Annotated in this window: 12 protein-coding genes and 2 pseudogenes; 11 read left to right on the top strand and 3 right to left on the bottom strand. The window is 44.7% G+C overall.

The annotated features are described in order from the left end of the window. The first annotated feature begins 7 nt into the window (after positions 1-7). On the top strand, positions 8-634 hold the full coding sequence (locus FRY98_RS02700) for a polysaccharide deacetylase family protein (protein WP_148450204.1): 627 nt from the start codon (positions 8-10) through the stop codon (positions 632-634). Between the two features lie 70 nt (positions 635-704). Here FRY98_RS02700 and FRY98_RS02695 read toward each other — a convergent pair whose 3' ends face one another. Both FRY98_RS02695 and FRY98_RS02690 read right to left on the bottom strand, forming a co-directional pair. Further along, positions 705-1583 (bottom strand): carbohydrate ABC transporter permease, encoded by an 879-nt coding sequence (locus tag FRY98_RS02695; RefSeq protein WP_148450203.1) that lies wholly within the window; start codon positions 1581-1583, stop codon positions 705-707. Positions 1584-1603: 20 nt separating this feature from the next. Beyond that, positions 1604-2461 carry an ABC transporter permease gene (locus FRY98_RS02690; protein ID WP_225038301.1) on the bottom strand — a complete coding sequence of 286 codons (858 nt, stop codon included), beginning with the start codon at positions 2459-2461 and terminating at the stop codon, positions 1604-1606. Between the two features lie 327 nt (positions 2462-2788). Between FRY98_RS02690 and FRY98_RS02685 the strand changes: the two genes are divergently transcribed. The 9 genes from FRY98_RS02685 (at position 2789) to FRY98_RS02650 (ending at position 14231) form a co-directional block, all read left to right on the top strand. After that, on the top strand, positions 2789-4465 hold the full coding sequence (locus tag FRY98_RS02685; protein WP_148450201.1) for an extracellular solute-binding protein: 1677 nt from the start codon (positions 2789-2791) through the stop codon (positions 4463-4465). A gap of 84 nt (positions 4466-4549) precedes the next feature. Further along, positions 4550-6292 carry a sensor histidine kinase gene (locus FRY98_RS02680; protein WP_148450200.1) on the top strand — a complete coding sequence of 581 codons (1743 nt, stop codon included), beginning with the start codon at positions 4550-4552 and terminating at the stop codon, positions 6290-6292. A gap of 22 nt (positions 6293-6314) precedes the next feature. Further along, the gene (locus tag FRY98_RS02675; protein ID WP_148450199.1) at positions 6315-7934 is read left to right on the top strand and encodes a response regulator transcription factor; all 1620 of its coding nucleotides are present in this window, start codon (positions 6315-6317) and stop codon (positions 7932-7934) included. 268 nt (positions 7935-8202) lie between these two features. Next, positions 8203-8412, top strand: a complete 210-nt coding sequence (locus tag FRY98_RS28830) for a helix-turn-helix domain-containing protein (RefSeq protein WP_249043358.1) — start codon at positions 8203-8205, stop codon at positions 8410-8412. A gap of 142 nt (positions 8413-8554) precedes the next feature. Further along, on the top strand, positions 8555-9502 hold the full coding sequence (locus tag FRY98_RS28825) for an ABC transporter substrate-binding protein (protein WP_249043315.1): 948 nt from the start codon (positions 8555-8557) through the stop codon (positions 9500-9502). After that, entirely contained in the window at positions 9499-10023 is a 525-nt protein-coding gene (locus FRY98_RS28820) for a DUF3502 domain-containing protein (RefSeq protein WP_249043314.1), read from the top strand. The genes FRY98_RS28825 and FRY98_RS28820 overlap by 4 nt, the downstream gene beginning before the upstream one ends. A gap of 1528 nt (positions 10024-11551) precedes the next feature. Further along, positions 11552-12526: a YiiX/YebB-like N1pC/P60 family cysteine hydrolase gene (locus FRY98_RS02660; RefSeq protein ID WP_148450198.1), complete on the top strand. Its 975-nt coding sequence runs from the start codon at positions 11552-11554 to the stop codon at positions 12524-12526. 120 nt (positions 12527-12646) lie between these two features. Beyond that, entirely contained in the window at positions 12647-13780 is a 1134-nt protein-coding gene (locus FRY98_RS02655; RefSeq protein ID WP_148450197.1) for a YncE family protein, read from the top strand. A 106-nt stretch (positions 13781-13886) separates the two neighbouring features. Next, complete coding sequence (locus tag FRY98_RS02650) at positions 13887-14231, top strand: DUF3139 domain-containing protein (RefSeq protein WP_148450196.1); 345 nt, start codon at positions 13887-13889, stop codon at positions 14229-14231. Positions 14232-14531: 300 nt separating this feature from the next. On the opposite strand, the pseudogene FRY98_RS28815 reads toward FRY98_RS02650, so the two are convergent. After that, positions 14532-14655, bottom strand: a pseudogene (locus FRY98_RS28815) (transposase); the annotation flags it as partial. Positions 14656-15111: 456 nt separating this feature from the next. On the opposite strand from FRY98_RS28815, the pseudogene FRY98_RS02635 reads away from it, so the two are divergent. Next, positions 15112-15554, top strand: a pseudogene (locus tag FRY98_RS02635) (sigma-70 family RNA polymerase sigma factor); the annotation flags it as partial. Positions 15555-15854: the final 300 nt, after the last annotated feature.

The raw sequence follows: 15854 nt of genomic DNA, 5'->3' as shown, positions 1-15854 counted from the left end.
CAATGCTATGGGCGAGATCTCATTGGTCCATCAAGTTTCAACCGAAGAAAAGGCCGTCGCCTTTACGTTTGACGATGGACCGCATCCGTTGTATACCAAACAACTGCTGGACATTTTCCGTAAGGTTAACGGAAAAGCCACCTTCTTCATGATCGGCCAGGAAATCGAGGCGTTCGAGGATATCGCCAAGGAAGTTCATGCCGCCGGGCATGAAATCGCCAATCATACTTATTCGCATCCTGACTTGACCAAGATCACGCCCGAGGAAGCGGGGGAGGAAATCAAACGGACGGATGAGATCATTCGCCGGGTGACGGGGCAGTCCCCCACGAATTTCAGGCCACCGTATTTTGCCGTGAATGAGGAAGTTCTTTCGCTTGCCGCGAAGTTCGGGTACCGCTCGATCGGGTGTGTTAACGGCGAGGCCAAGGATTGGGAGCAGCCCGGCGTCGATTTTATCCTGGAGCGGACGAGGGCGGCATGCAAGAAAGGCAGTATATTTATATTTCATGACGGGTACGGCGAACGGGAGCAAACGATCGAGGCCGTCCGGGTTATGGTCGGCGAGCTGGCGGCTGACGGTTATCGGTTTTTGACCGTCAGCGAGCTGCTTGGGCTCGTGGATCGAGCATGAATAACAGTAAAAAGATGACCCCTGAATTGGTATCGGGGGTCATCTTTTTTTTGACGCATAGCATGCAGCTCTATTCTTTAACCGCCCCCAGGACAATCCCTTTGACAAAGTACTTTTGGAGAAAAGGATAGATTAGCAGTACCGGTACGGCGCCGATAAATATTTGGGCGGCCTTGACCGTGCGCTGGGAGATGTTCTCCAGCATTTTCGGGTCCACATTCATTTTGCTCATATCCTGCTGCACGAGAATCGTCTGCAGGAAGGTCGCAAGCGGATACTTCTTGTAGTCCGACATATAGAGCAGGCCCGAGAACCAGTCGTTCCACTGGCCGACCAAGGTGAAAAGGGACAAGGTGGCGATCGCCGGCATGGAAAGCGGCAGGTAAATACGGAACAGGGTTGTCAAGTGACCGGCGCCGTCGATCAAGGATGCCTCTTCGAGTTCCTTCGGGACCCCCCGGAAGAAGTTAAGCAGCAGAATCATGTTCCATACGCTGACCAGCCCCGGAATGATCAAAGCCCAGATGGTGTTCATCAAGTGGATTTTTTGAATCAGGATGTACATGGGGACCATGCCCCCGGAGAACAACATCGTGAACACGAAAAACCAGGAATACAGGTTTCTTCCGCGAAAGACCTTCTCATCCTTGGACAGAGCGTAGGCGGCCAGGAATACGACTAACATGCTGAGGGATGTTCCCACAACGACTCTCTCCACGGAAATGATCAAGGATTGAATAAAGTTTTCATTGCCCAGTGTTTTTTCATAAGCGTCGAGAGTGAAGTCGACCGGCCATAAGCCGACCCGATTTGCGCTCGCCGCAGCTTTTCCGCTGAAAGAAACGGCCAGAACGTGAATCAGGGGAATGACGCAAAGCAGGGATAGGAGCGCCAGGAAAACATGGTTAAATACATTGAATATGCGATAGGCTAGCGTTTTGTGATACATACATCCTCACCTCCGGGATTTTAAAAAATTCGATAATTGGCATATTTGTAAGCCAAGCGATAGGCGGTAATAATCATGACCGCGCCGATGACGGATTTGAACAAGCCGACGGCCGTTCCGAAGCTCATTTCTCCGTTCAAGATGGCCATGCGGTAGACGAAAGTATCGATGATATCGCCTTTGTCGTAGACGAGCGGATTATACAGGTTGAAAATCTGGTCAAAGCCCGCATTCAGAATGTTGCCCAGCGCGAGCGTTCCGACGACGATCGTAATCGGCAATAGGGCCGGAATTGTAATGTGCAGGGTTTGCTTCCAGCGTGAAGCTCCGTCGATTTCCGCCGCTTCATAGAGCGACGGGTTTATGCCCGACAGGGCGGCCAGGTATACGATGGTGGAGAAACCAAACTCCTTCCAGATATCAGAAACGACAATCGTGACCCGGAACCAGTTCCCATCTCCCAAAAAGAAAATCGGCTTGATCCCCAACACTCCGAGTGCCTGATTCACCAGGCCGCCTTCAGGGGACAGAAGATCAATCAGAATCCCTCCCAAGATGACCCATGACAGGAAATGAGGAAGATAGACCATCGTTTGCACGACCCGTTTGAAGGCTATTTTTCGGATTTCATTGAGCAGGATCGCAAATAGAATCGGGATAATCATCCCTATCGTGATTTTGAGGACGGAAATAATAAGCGTGTTTATAATGACCTGGATGCTGTCTTCCCTCTCGAACATGAATCTGAAATGTTCCAGGCCAACCCAGGGAGAGCCGGAAAAACCAAGCCAAGGTTTGAAATCCTGGAAGGCCATAATCACGCCGAACATGGGAATATAAGAAAAAATAATCGTTAAAATCACTGCCGGCAGCAGCATGAAATGAAAGATATAACCGCTTTTACTGCGCTTTGTACGCGAACCCGAAACGTCCGTACGCCGGGGATTTTGCGTTGCCGATTCACTAACAGACGCCATAATCATTCTCCTCTCAACTTGTCAGGCTTACGCTTGTGGCCTTATTATACTTGAGTGCAAAAGGGCGAGATATGGCAACCTGTTTACCCGAAGGGCACGAATTTTACAAAGAGGGGCGAAATCTAAAAATCGTTCCATCCAGGTAAAAAAGCAGCCATTTTAAGATCATGGGAGCTCATCTACAATAAACGTTGTATTTACAAGATTTCCTTACAGGGGGATGAAAAAATGAAAGCGATTAAACAGTGTGCGGCGGTCTTGTTGACATCGGCATTGACCTTCACGCTGGTTAGCGGTTGCTCCGGAGGCAAAAACAACGGAAGCGAAGCGTCTAACCCGCCGGCTCAGGAAACATTGAAGCTGGTCAATGGAAAGTACGATCCGCCGGTAACGATTACCACCATTCGCGGCGTAAATCCGGATGTGACGTTCAAGAACGGCGAGACGATTGAAAACAACGTGCATACCCGGTGGGCGGAAGAAAGGCTTGGAATCAAGATCAAATACAATTGGACGGTGACGAACACAAACGATGCGTTCGCCACCAAGCTTCGCCTGGCGCTGGCTTCCGATGAAGAAATGCCGGATATTATCGCCATGCGCGAGGATTCGGATATTCTGGATGCGCTCCTTGACTCCGGCAAGTTTATGGAGGTCGGAGAATTGTTCGACAAATATGCCTCCGAAACCTGGAAAAATGCCATGAATGAGGATCCGACAGTATGGTATCGTTATATGAAGGACGGCAAAAAATACGGCATTCCTATTTTGGACTACGCTTATAATTCGGATCCGGTGCTGTGGATTCGCGAAGATTGGATGAAAAAACTCAATCTCCAGGCGCCGAAAACGATCGAAGATGTCGAGAAGATCATGGACGCCTTCGTCAATCAAGATCCCGACGGAAACGGTCAAAAAGATACCTGGGGACTGACGCTTGGAACGAAGAACGCGTTTAACACATGGATGTCCGATGTCAGTTGGCTCTTCGGCGCTTACGGCGCCATGCCGAACCAATGGAATCTGAACAGCGAAGGGAATCTGGAATTTGGCTCCGTTCAGCCCGGCGTCAAGGAAGGGCTCGTTAAGCTCAAAGAATGGAAAGAGAAAGGGTACATTCCAACGGAGTTTTCGCTTTGGGATGAAAGCAAGGCAACCGAGGCGTTTGTATCCGGAAAAGCGGGGATGATCGCCGGCCCGCACTGGATGGTTGCGTGGCCGCTTGGAGATTTGAGCAAAAACGTCAAGGGTGCGGAGTTTAAGGCCTACCCGCTGCCAACTGGCCCTGACGGCAAAGGCGGCCGCCACACCACTTTCGTCCGGAACGGAGTAGTCCTGATCAACAAAAATATGAAACATCCGGAAGTCTTTTTCACGTATCAAAACTACTGGTTTGACAATTACGCCGAGCGGAAGGCCGGCAGCGAGTTTGAATTCGGAACATTCCAAGGCTACGACTACGATTTCGTGGACGGCAAATGGGTGGATGAAGCGAAGGTGCCGGGCGGCGGCGCTCCAGCGTACAAATATACCCTCACCTTTGACGGAGCCCGGATTCCTTCTTTGAACATGAAGACGATGTCCAAATTGGCCAATGGCGAGCCGCCGACGACTCCGTTCGAGAAGATCATTGCGGAAGGCACGCCGAAGACGATGCTCGATGCGGCCAAAATCGTGATGGATCAAAAGGATTTGGCCGTACCGAATATGTTCCAAACGCGCCAAACGCCAACGATGAAGAAGAGACAGGAATATCTCGGCAAGCTGGAGAAGGACGTGTTCTCGAAGATTATCTACGGCAAAGTCGGCCCCGAACAATTCGACAAATTCGTAGAGGAATGGAAATCGTCCGGCGGAGACGACATGACCAAAGAGGTAAACGAATGGTACCAGTCGGTGAAGTAAATACCGAAAGAGCTTTTAACCATAGGGCTGAAACCGCCCTATGGTTTCCTTTATTCTCGCGGTCGAGAGGAGAAACGGCACGGCATGACTAGCAAATGGAATTTCTTCAATAAATTTATTCTCTTGTTTTTCCTCTTTCTGATCCCCATCGTGTATTTGTATTCCAACAGCCACCGCAATACGATGGCATTGCTGAAGGAGCAAATAACGAACTACAACTTGAACCAACTGTCTTTTCTGGTGAATGAAATCGACACGAATGCCGGGAAGCTCGCCACTTTTCCCATTATGTTAAACCAGGACCCCGATATCCGGGAGTTTCAAAGCTACTTTCTGTCCAGCAAGCTGCTGGACCTTGATCAAATCGACATGATCCAGCGGGTGGAAACAAAGCTGGTGCTTCAGAGCACTTCCAGCGTTTGGCCTAATGAATTGAGCTTGTATTCGACAAGCCTCGATCTGCTCATCTCGACCAATACGATGAATAATAAACAGGCATTTCTTAAAGAAGTGATGACGCACGGTCAAGGTTGGAATTTTATCGACAAAGGCAAAAAAAGAGCGGTCTTCTCCTACACCTTGTTCGACCCTTTTCATAAGGCGGGCGGCACCGAGGAGACGGATTTTATTTTGGAAATGCAATTTCCGGCTTCCAATATTGAACATTTGCTGAATCGCTACAAGGTTGAGGACGGGAATCAGGATCCCTTTTTCTATAGCCCGTCTTCCGGAAGTGATTCAATTCTATATAACGGCTCGTCGGATCGGGGCAAGGTTCGGGCGCTGATCGCGGACATTTCCATCCCGCAAAACCGGGAGAAAGGCGAGCTGACACATACACTGGACGATAAAAAATACAAAGTTTTTTACGTGAAGTCCAAGCAGTTGGGCTGGTATTTGGTCGATTACATCCCGGAAGCGGAAGTGCTGGGGCCCATCATCAAGAATCGGGATATCTTCTATAGCTCTACCGGGCTGCTGATGTTGTTGGTGATCGTGGCGATCACTTTTATATACCGGCAGGTGAAGCTGCCGATTCAGCAGTTGGTCTATGCGGTGAACCGGATCAAGAACGGGGACTTCTCCTATCGGATCTCGATTCGCCCCAAGAGTGAATTTCGTTTTTTGCTCGAGCGTTACAACTATATGGCCATGCAGATTGAACAGTTGATCGAGAATGTATACAAGGAGAAAATTCATTCCAGAGAGGCTGTTCTAAAGCAATTGCAATCTCAGATTAACCCGCATTTTTTATACAATTGTCTCGCGTACATCAACAGCATGGCTAAGCTGCAGGACCACGACGCCGTCATCGCGATGTCCTACCATTTAAGCAAATATTACCGGAAGACCACACGAGTCGAGAACCAGACGATCCCGTTGCAAGAGGAGCTGGACTTAGTACACAGTTACCTGGAGATCTACAAGCTGCGGATGAACAGGCTGGAGTATCGGATAGATATTCCCGATGCTATGCGGCGGTTATCGATTCCAAGGCTTATCCTTCAACCTGTCGTGGAAAATGCCATTATTCACGGAATTGAGCAGAAGAAAAATTCCTCCATGCTCCGGATAAGAGGGGAAATTGAGGGCGGAATCTGCCTGATTCATGTCGAGGAGGATGGATTCGGTCTGACTGACGACGAGATGGAGCGGCTTGCCGAAAAGTTAAGGGCTCCGCTGAACGAAGAGATGGGCTGCGGTCTGTGGAATGTGCATCAGCGGCTGATTATCAAATACGGAGAAAGCAGCGGGCTCACCTTCTCGCGTTCGGAACTGGGAGGTCTTCACGTTGTAATCAGATGGGACGAGCCTGGCGAAAGTTAATTTACAGCAGGAGGAGTTACGTATGTATTGCGTGTTGATTGTCGACGATGAGGAGCATTTGGTGGAGAGTCTGGCGGAAACGACGGATTGGAGCAGGATGTCCGTATCGACCGTGCACAAGGCTTATTCGGGAGAGCAAGCGTTGGACATTTTGAAATCGTCCCAGGTCGATATTGTCATTACGGATATCAAAATGCCGGAGATGACGGGAATCGAATTGATCGAAATCATTCACGAGAGATGGAAAAAGGTCAAGTGCATCTTGCTGACCGGGTACTCGGATTTCAATTTCGCCAAACAGGCGATTAAATTCAAAGCCACGGATTACTTGCTGAAGCCGGTCGAGACCGAGGAACTGGAGGCTTCCGTCACGCAAATTATCGCCGGTTTGCGAGAGGAATGGGGGAGAATCGCTTCCTATCAACAAGCGGTTTCCGCCATCAAGGAGAATCTTCCGCTCTTGAAAAGCAACCTGCTGCATGACTTGCTGCAAGGGAAGAAAATCGACTTGCCGTCGTTGGAGGAAAAGATGGCCCTTCTCGAAATGCCTTTTTCCACGGAGGATTCGCTCGCTCTGCTGCTGATCCGGATGGAGGGGACTTTCGTCGAATATGATTACCATACGCTTTCCCTCATGGAATATGCGGTCGGAAATATCGCGGCGGAGGTTTTTGCCGACCGGTTCTGGATTTGGATCGGAAAAGACCCGCACGACTACTTGACGATGCTGGTCAAGCCGAAGTATACACCGGACGCACAAGACAAGAACACGTTACTGGAACTCAAGGCAGGGGAATTGCAGCGCAGTGTGCAACTGTATTTGAAAGGCAGGATATCCGTTCTGGTCAGCTCCTGGTTCGGTTTCCCCGACGAACTCACCGCCACTTACCGGAACAGCATCGGGACCTTGAGACAGCTGGCCGGCAGCGAGGATGAACTGGTCATCACCATGAATTCGCTCACGTTTGCGGAGTCGAGCATCGTGGAGCGCTTGTATGAGCCGCCGCTGCTGACCGTACTGCTGGAGTCGGCGCGCTGGGACGCTTTTCGGGAGAAGGTCAGCCGGGTGATCGATGAGCTTGAGACCCGCTGGTCCGATTCCTATGAGCATATCATGGAGGCGTATTTCGTGATATCCGGGGCTTTTACCTATATTGTGCACAAGAACGGCTGGCGTTTTTTTGAGTTGATGGGCAATGATCACCGCATCCTGGATACGAGCCGAATGACTACGGTGAAGGCGCTGCGGGAGTGGACCTACAGGGTGCTGGATAAAATTATCGAGGAGAGCGAGAAGGGCCGGAAGGACAACCGGCAAATGCTGATCGGTAAAATTCAGGCGTTCATCCAGGAACACTTATACGCCGACCTCACTTCCCACATGATTGCGGAGTGCGTCAATCTGAATCCCGCCTACGTATCGAGGGTGTACAAGCTGGAAACCGGGGAGAGCATCACGGAGTATATTTTCCGGTTGAAAATGGAGGAGGCGGCCTATTTGCTGAAATATTCGGACAAGAAAATCTACGAAATTTCAGGTGAGCTGCGGTATCAAAATCCGCAGTATTTCAGCAAGCTGTTCCGAAGACAGTACAATATGTCTCCTCAGGAGTACCGCGATGCGATGCATCGCAGTGGTTGAAGTAGCTTTTGCCATGGATGTTCGGATGTTGACATTCAAATCCACGGGCGGCACTCATTTCTAATGAAGGTACGCAAAGTGTAACGCGGATGATGCGTAACTTCAAAATCGCCTGCTTGTAAGGGGGCAAGAGCGGGGATAAATGTCGGGGGAAAGTTTCGTAGGTGCGTTGGCAACTACGAAACTTTTTTAGTGGCTTTAGCCAGTTGAATTCACGAGGCGCGCTAAAGAACCGATTCGTTCGTATTCAAATTCACCTTGAGCAAGAATCTCTTGTCTTCCTTGCTCCAAAGAAGTTGAATCTCGCTGCCCGGCGACTCCGGCACGCGAAACTCTCCGTCAAAGGCGGCGTAAGTATTGCGAAAAAGTCGCGACGGAAAGCGGCTTCGACAACCTTTCGTATTTCTCGACGGTGTTTAAAAAGCTGACGGGCGAAACTCCAAACGCCTATCGGGCAAAGCATAATCCGGATCATTAAGAAGCTCAGGGAACTGAGCTTTTTTTAAAAAAAGATGTCGGATTTTTTAAAGAGAGGCTTCGTTCAAAACGATAAACTGAAAACGAATACAATACGAATGGAGGAACGAAGCAAACATGAAGAGAAAAAGGGGATTATTTTGTTGTTACTGTCCGTCGTGCTGAGCAGTTCGATTTTGGCGGCTTGCGGCAAAGAATCGGGCGAGACAAAGGCAAACTCGGGCGGTGCCGCCAACGCCAAAGTGGAGAAAATCGTGTTCGCAATGCCGTCATTTAACCGAATTCCCGATGATATGAAGCGAATTACGGATGCCATCAATCAAATCGCGATTCCCAAGATCGGCGTAGAAGTGGATTTTAAATTAAACGGACCTGTCGATTACGCTCAGAAAGTGAATTTGGCGCTGCAGAGCGGTGAACAGATGGACTTGTTCACGACGCTCGGGCAATTTACCAGCTATGTTTCCAAAAATCAACTCTATCCGCTGGAAGATCTGCTCCCCCAGTATGGGAAGGAATTGACTGCGATATTGGAAAAGGACTTCGGCCCGGACCTGCTGAAATCGACCACCTTGAACGGCCATATCTACGGCATTCCGGTCAATAAGGGCATGTCGATTCCCACGAATTTCGTTTACAACGCGGACCTGCTGAAAGAAGCAGGATTCACCGCGGACGATATTCGCTCGGTCGATGTTTTGCCGGTGATCTTCGAAGCGGTTAAGAAAAAGTACCCGGATGTGGTTCCGTTTGGCCCGATCAATGTCAACCCCAGCGACACCTCCGCTTCTGTTGCTCTTGAAGGGAGCTCACCAGGTCGACTTCCCGGGTCGGACACCACCGGAATCCGCGTTGTCATTGGGGACGAGGTTAAAGTGCGGAACTTCTACGAGACAGATGTGTTTAAAGACGGCGCCAAAATGATGCGGGACTGGTTCAACAAAGGTTACCTAGAGAAAGATGCGGCCACCACTTCAATTACGGCTTCCGACATGATTGCCTCCGGACGGGGTTTTTCCTTTATGGGGAGCTACAGCGGATTGGAAGCGGCCAAGGCGTTAAGCGCCCAGACGGGAAAAAATCTGAGATGAAGCGGATTGCTCCTTATTATTTTGAAACCGGGGCAGTTAATATGGTCAGTTGGATGGTATCGAGCACGTCGAAGGCTCCTGAAGCGGCCGTGAAATTTTTGAACCTGCTGTACTCCGATGAGGAACTGATCAATACGATTCTCTACGGTATCGAAGGCGAAGATTACGTGAAGGTCGATGAACATCACGTGAAATATCCGGAAGGCAAAGACGCAAACACCGTCGCTTACACAGCCATGCTGAGTACCGGCATCGTCGGCTCCGAATCGTTGCGATATCAACTGGAAGGCGCCAATTGGTCCGACGTGGAATTGAAACTGCAAGAAAACAAAGAGACCCAGAAATCTCCGTATTTCGGCTTCATCTTTGATCCAAGCGAAGTGAAGACGCAGATGAGCGACGTCACGAACGGCATAGTCGATGTTTTTAAAGGCAATGAATACGCCGGCCATGGGAATGTAGCTGTTCAAGATAAAATAGAGCAAACCCGGAGCGGCCAAAATCAGAAGCGATACCAATGATGTTAGCCGAGTAAAACAGCGATTATCGGTTCCGGTACCCAATTATGAATAGCTGCACCCATCCCTACACCAATTAAAATGTACAACCCCACTTTTCTTACAATATCCAAAACCTGAATCGTTGCATATTCCATGCGTTCTCGAGTCGTGAGTTGACTCTTGTTCGGTTTCCATCATTTGATTTCTGAAGACAAATGGTTCAATATAGTTTTCCAGTTTCATGGTACTAATGATAGTACCGCCAATAACCGTAAGAATCAGACCAAATGTAGTTCCAAACGGCAACCCAGCACTAGTAAACCCAATAAATAGATAAAGAAATGGATGAACAATAACAAAATGCGTAACCGTACCAAGCAAAGCGCTAAGGATGTATGCAGGAATACCTTTAAATCCGACCCAGAATTTTTCTTGATCTCTCCAGAGGAAAAAAACTCTGGACATAGGAAATCAAAAAAATGAGTATGCAGAGCAGAATGAAAATTTTGATTACTTCAAAAATAAAAAAATGTATACTCCCCCAACTCTGCTATCCACATCGAAACCGAGAACCTCTTTTACAAATAAAGATACCAGGTAATCCAGCTACTGCATTTTCAATATTTGATTATTCAGCCAATCAAGTATTTTCACTCCATCAGCTCCCCAGCTTCCGTTAGATAATAGTCAAGGTTTTGCTGCGAAATAAGTGAGAAGAGGGTATATTTTTTCTCTTTTCTTGATTGGATTACTCCGCCACGCTCCAGTATTTGCGGTGGTGCGTTAAGGTAGAAGAAGGAATACCCAACCCTGCCGCCAACTCACAAAGACATGATTTCTGAACTCTGAGAATGCCGGTATTTCTAAGCCTGGCTTCATCCCCCAAAACTTAAAGAATAGAGCTTATTCACGTAGTTTCAGATCATCACTTAAGATTTTGAGTGCCTTCAGAGATTGTTTGACTACGGCATACATCTCCTCATCTACTTTTAGGGCACCAATCCATTTTTCCGGCGTCCATGGTTACCTTGCCTCCCGTTCAAGTAGATTAGGTGCAAACATAATCATAAAACTAATTTTCTAGTTAATAAAACCACTTCATATCCTTTTGGGACAGGATCTTTTTATAAAAATAGCTGAAGTACTTCTGATTATCTGTTGTGTTACGGTTATTGAGGATGAGATTTTTCGAAAAGTCTATCTAGACTAAAACTCCAAGTAATCGATCAGGATATCCAGTTGTCTAGGAGACGCTGGACTTACTTTTGAAGTTTGATCGATATGATTAAAAAAAGAAGAGACCAAATATGAGCAATATTTCTAAATTTTCCTAATTTCGTAGGAGCTTTTTTAAAATATTGAACTTTCTAATCAGTTAATAAAGCCCTCTTTTGGTCCAACTACTGTTGAATCAAAAGAATATTTTTAAATATTGAAATGATTTCAAATAATACACAAAAATAACAAATATTATGCACGCCGACGTGGATACATATGGTAATATTACAATTTACCGGTCAATATAACCAAAAATAGGAGGGTGTTTTAGATGATTAAATCAGCTTCTAGTATTATCCTTGCTTTTGGATTAATTTTATCTTGTGTTGCTGCTCCGGTGTCAGCAGCTACTGCTGACAAAGATCTAACCATGTCTCTGATAGATAAAGACTCGAATATGCTTTTGACAAATGAAGATTTAAAACACGTATCGAATGAACCAAGAACACCTGAGCAATATTTATCTAAAACTGATCTAATAGAGAAAATTAAGGAAGCCGATGCCGCTACAGGAAAAGATAACTTTCTAAACGTTATTAATAGTACTGACAGTTCAATTATGAATGCTATATCTTTTAATCAAGATGGTACTTTACGCGTTAATAAGTCCAAAATAAAGGCTAACGATGAGGTAGCCTCAAAGGAGATTGAAAATGTTGAGAACGCACTTAAAGAATACACTGATAAACTAAAAGAGTTTAATAAAAAACAAGGTATTGAATCAAATGGACTAGATATTACTCCAAATGGAGAGATTTCAATTAGTGGTAATATTGGAGGAAACGGAGACGGAGTCAATAGTCTAACGCTACAAGGAAGAGATAAAGGTGATATTGTTCTTCAAAATGATCCTGGTTTGAGTATTCAAGGATATATAAATCATGCCGGTATATATGATGGTACAACATCAGATGTGTGTATCTATACAGCTCAACCTGATATTGGAGTAACTTGGGAAACGGTTGATCAATGGAGAAATCATGACGATGCTTATGTACTAACCACAGGTTATACTACAGCTACGCAAGCATCAGCTTTTAACTGGGCATACTCCTTAGCAGGTTATGGGGAAACTTATTATTGGTATGCTGGGAAAGATGATGATGATTCATGGTACTGCTCAAAGGTTGCTTGGAGGGGTTATGATATGATGGCAATCGATTTAGATTATAATGGCGGCTATTGGGTATTCCCAGATGATATACTCCAGTCATCAAAAACCTATTTAGCAGCTGCATATTATTAAGATAAAGAAGAGAAGGGGCACTATAAAGTGTTCCTTCTCTTAAATAAAAAAAATATTATTGAATTGGTTTCACGTGATTTTGGATATTAATAATCTATTTTATGGGTGGGATGATAGTATATGTACTTTAAAACGAAAGTCATACTTCTATCTTTAATACTATCTTTTTTAGTAACAGCTTGTACTTCCAATAATAAAATTATAGATGATGAAAATAGTAATGCAAATGGTAAATTAAATATTTATATTAATGAGGGGGGGAATTTAGGTATAGTAAATATAACAAAATTAAGCGATGTAAAAGTTGATTATATAAAAAAGACAGTCGACTTTAAGAAGGACGGGGATATATTATTTGCACTAAAAAGCATCTCATCGAGCAAAGTCTTAGGAACTTTCTATGACAAGCTTGGTGGACAACTTAATAATAAATATGTGGTTTTACAACCTGATAAAATTTCCAAAATAGCTTTAGAACATGATGGCCCTTCTAGTATTGTTTCTGATTCCAAGAGACATAGAGCGTATATCTTATCAGCAATAAAACCTAATGTTTACAAAAAGGGTATTCCACTAGATATTATAGATACAGTTACGAATCAGAAGATTGGAGAAATCGGAATAAAAGGGGTGATGCTCAACTATCAAATTTATGATAATTATCTTTTCATGACCGTGGTAAAAGCTAATGAACTCGGTTATAAGGAAGTACCTGATAATTATATTCTTAAAATAAATTTGGACAACAATGAGCAACGTATACTAACACCACAAGGTTTTGATTATAGCCCGAAAGGGATGTATATTAGCAGAAATGGAACAATTTTTATAATAGAAATGCCATTAGATCCTGAACAATTTGATGATTGTAGGCTACTAGGGTATGATTCTAATGGCAAACTAATAAAAAACTTTCCTGTCGACCCAGGCGCAAGAGATATATTAATAGATGATAAGGGAGTCGCCTACATTACACATAACGATAAATACAGCTATTCCGATAGAAAAGGAGATATGATATCATTAATTAATATAAATACAGGGAAATCTCTTGGAAATATACAAGGATTAAACAGCCCAACGGAGATTCAAGTTTTGGGTAACTACCTTTTTGTAATTAATGATGGTAACAACTCAATATCAATAATTAATAAAGAGAAGAAAAAAATAATATCAAGCATTGGATTTGGAAAAAATGTTACTTTAAAATCTATGCAAATTGTATCAAATATTAATAGTAATACAAAAAAATAAATTACTGTTTAACAAGAATAAACATCACCAAAATATTATATACATAAAAGTGCAGTGATTTATTGAAATTGCCTAAATTTTTAGTTGAGCGGTTAGGGGGAGATTCATGAGAAGATCAAGAAAGTATATTATTGCTATACTGACACTAATTGTTGTTGCTATCCCCACATATAGTTTGGTAATTACCCCGTTGTTGCAAAAAGATCAGGTTAAAGAGGCAATTATAAATCATTTAAAAAATCATGGATACAGTCAGAGTGATTACTACCTTAATATAAATTTTCATTGGGGAAATAAACTTATTGGATATGATCAGTATCGAATTAAAGTAATATACAAAGATGAACCTGACGTAAACTATTATTATTCCTACCGAAATAAAAAAATTTATTCTATTGGTGTAGCACCGACGGGCAAGAGGGAAGAAAAAGACTTTAAGCATATGGAATAAAATATGTGAAAAAAGAGACAATTAGTACATTTGTATTGTAACAAAGTAGACTGGATAATTACTTGTTTTGGTTTCGATTTCTTGAATTGATTAAAAACCAGGATGAAAAGACAGTTTCAAATGCAATTCTACTGACATCGTGTCAGAAACCAAATTTCAATACGATAATGTCATTTAAAACGGGCTGATGTATTTCGCTTGTTATCTACGCTTTTTAGCCAGTGTCTAATCCCTTTGCCAGCATAAGGTTCGTCACTAAATCGAGAAATAACATGTAGGTGCGAATGCATGATATGCAACACACGCCTCCGCATCCAAAATCTCTACTCCTTTTCGCTCGCACAACTCTCGTATGATTTTCCCAATTTCTCTTTTTTTATTTCCCATAAATTACTTGCTTGCAATACTTCGGCGCAAATACGATGTGGTATTAGCAGTTCCATCGTCTATGTGCTAGACTGCTTTTATCCATTTCCTCGTCCTCCTTGATCCTGATGATGCGGTTGGCAAACCGGCTATCATCTTATCATGAAGTTCAAGGGATTTTTACTCATAGCTATAAGCTTTCCTGAACCCTCAGTCGAACTGGTTTTTTTTATACAAAAAATAAAACCACTTCATTTCCTATGGAAATGAACTGCACCCCAATTGTTAGACACCATCTAACTATTGGAGGTGCAGTTTTTATATGGCTAAATTTAGTACATACGACAAAATCCAAGCCGTTCTACGTTATCAACAGGGTACAATCATTTATCCATAGATGACTTTATTGGTAATTGCGATGATTTTAACGGGAAACGTTAGTTTAGTCATCACACAGACAACGGCACCAATGACATCGCTTCGTGTCCACAACGTCAAAAATTCGATAGTACATTTGACTTCCACCGGTACAATCGGTCTAATCAAGGCAATCGAGAGCTACCGCCCGAATAAGGGAACTAAGCTGGCTACGTTCGCAGCCCGCTGTATAGAGAATGAAATCCTGATGCGTCTGCGTTCCCTCAAGAAAACACGCAAAGATGTATCCCTGCATGTCCGATTGGAACGAATAAAGAAGGCAATGAAATTACGCTCATGGATATTCTGGTCAGCGAGAACGATGAAGTCGCGGACCATGTGGAACTGAAAATGGAGAAGAACAAGATTTATCAGGACCTCGATATTCTGGATGAACGCGAGCAGGAGGCTATTTTTGGCCTGGAGCATGGCGGGGAAGTACGGACGCAGCAGGAAATCGCCATGGAGGTTGGAATAAGCCGGAGTTATGTATCGTGGATTGAGAAAAGAGTGCTCATGAAGCTGTATCATGAGTTTTAGAAGAAGAAGTGAAGGATTCTTGATTATCCGAATACCCAATTCAACTTAATGTCGTAGGAAACGTATAATTCCTTTAATATTAAAATGATCGCAGGTTAAAATCTGCGATCATTTTTTTAAAAGTACGCCCAGCATGGGTGTCATCTCTAGGGTGAGAGTCCCGAACGGGGGCTGGTGAGCGCCTACCGTTAGCCAAGGGCAAGGGTGTCCATCGTGAGGTGGAATCTGAAGGAAGCCAGAGGCAAATGCACGGACCAAGGTATACGAACTGGATTCGAGGCGGGGGGAGTTGGATGAGTT

Source organism: Paenibacillus faecis, from assembly GCF_008084145.1.
Taxonomy (GTDB): Bacteria; Bacillota; Bacilli; order Paenibacillales; family Paenibacillaceae; genus Fontibacillus; species Fontibacillus faecis.
The sequence above is the reverse complement of the archived record's forward strand: the minus strand, read 5'-3'. Positions and strand labels throughout refer to the sequence as shown.

What these genes read in the sequence shown, in the direction of transcription:
- FRY98_RS02700 (WP_148450204.1), top strand. Translation starts at nt 8, where the DNA reads ATGGGCGAGATCTCATTGGTCCATCAAGTTTCAACCGAAGAAAAGGCC.
- FRY98_RS02650 (WP_148450196.1), top strand. Translation starts at nt 13,887, where the DNA reads ATGAGAAGATCAAGAAAGTATATTATTGCTATACTGACACTAATTGTT.
- FRY98_RS02675 (WP_148450199.1), top strand. Translation starts at nt 6,315, where the DNA reads ATGTATTGCGTGTTGATTGTCGACGATGAGGAGCATTTGGTGGAGAGT.
- FRY98_RS02695 (WP_148450203.1), bottom strand. Translation starts at nt 1,583, where the DNA reads ATGTATCACAAAACGCTAGCCTATCGCATATTCAATGTATTTAACCAT.
- FRY98_RS02655 (WP_148450197.1), top strand. Translation starts at nt 12,647, where the DNA reads ATGTACTTTAAAACGAAAGTCATACTTCTATCTTTAATACTATCTTTT.
- FRY98_RS02680 (WP_148450200.1), top strand. Translation starts at nt 4,550, where the DNA reads ATGACTAGCAAATGGAATTTCTTCAATAAATTTATTCTCTTGTTTTTC.
- FRY98_RS02685 (WP_148450201.1), top strand. Translation starts at nt 2,789, where the DNA reads ATGAAAGCGATTAAACAGTGTGCGGCGGTCTTGTTGACATCGGCATTG.
- FRY98_RS28820 (WP_249043314.1), top strand. Translation starts at nt 9,499, where the DNA reads ATGAAGCGGATTGCTCCTTATTATTTTGAAACCGGGGCAGTTAATATG.
- FRY98_RS02660 (WP_148450198.1), top strand. Translation starts at nt 11,552, where the DNA reads ATGATTAAATCAGCTTCTAGTATTATCCTTGCTTTTGGATTAATTTTA.
- FRY98_RS02690 (WP_225038301.1), bottom strand. Translation starts at nt 2,461, where the DNA reads ATGCTGCTGCCGGCAGTGATTTTAACGATTATTTTTTCTTATATTCCC.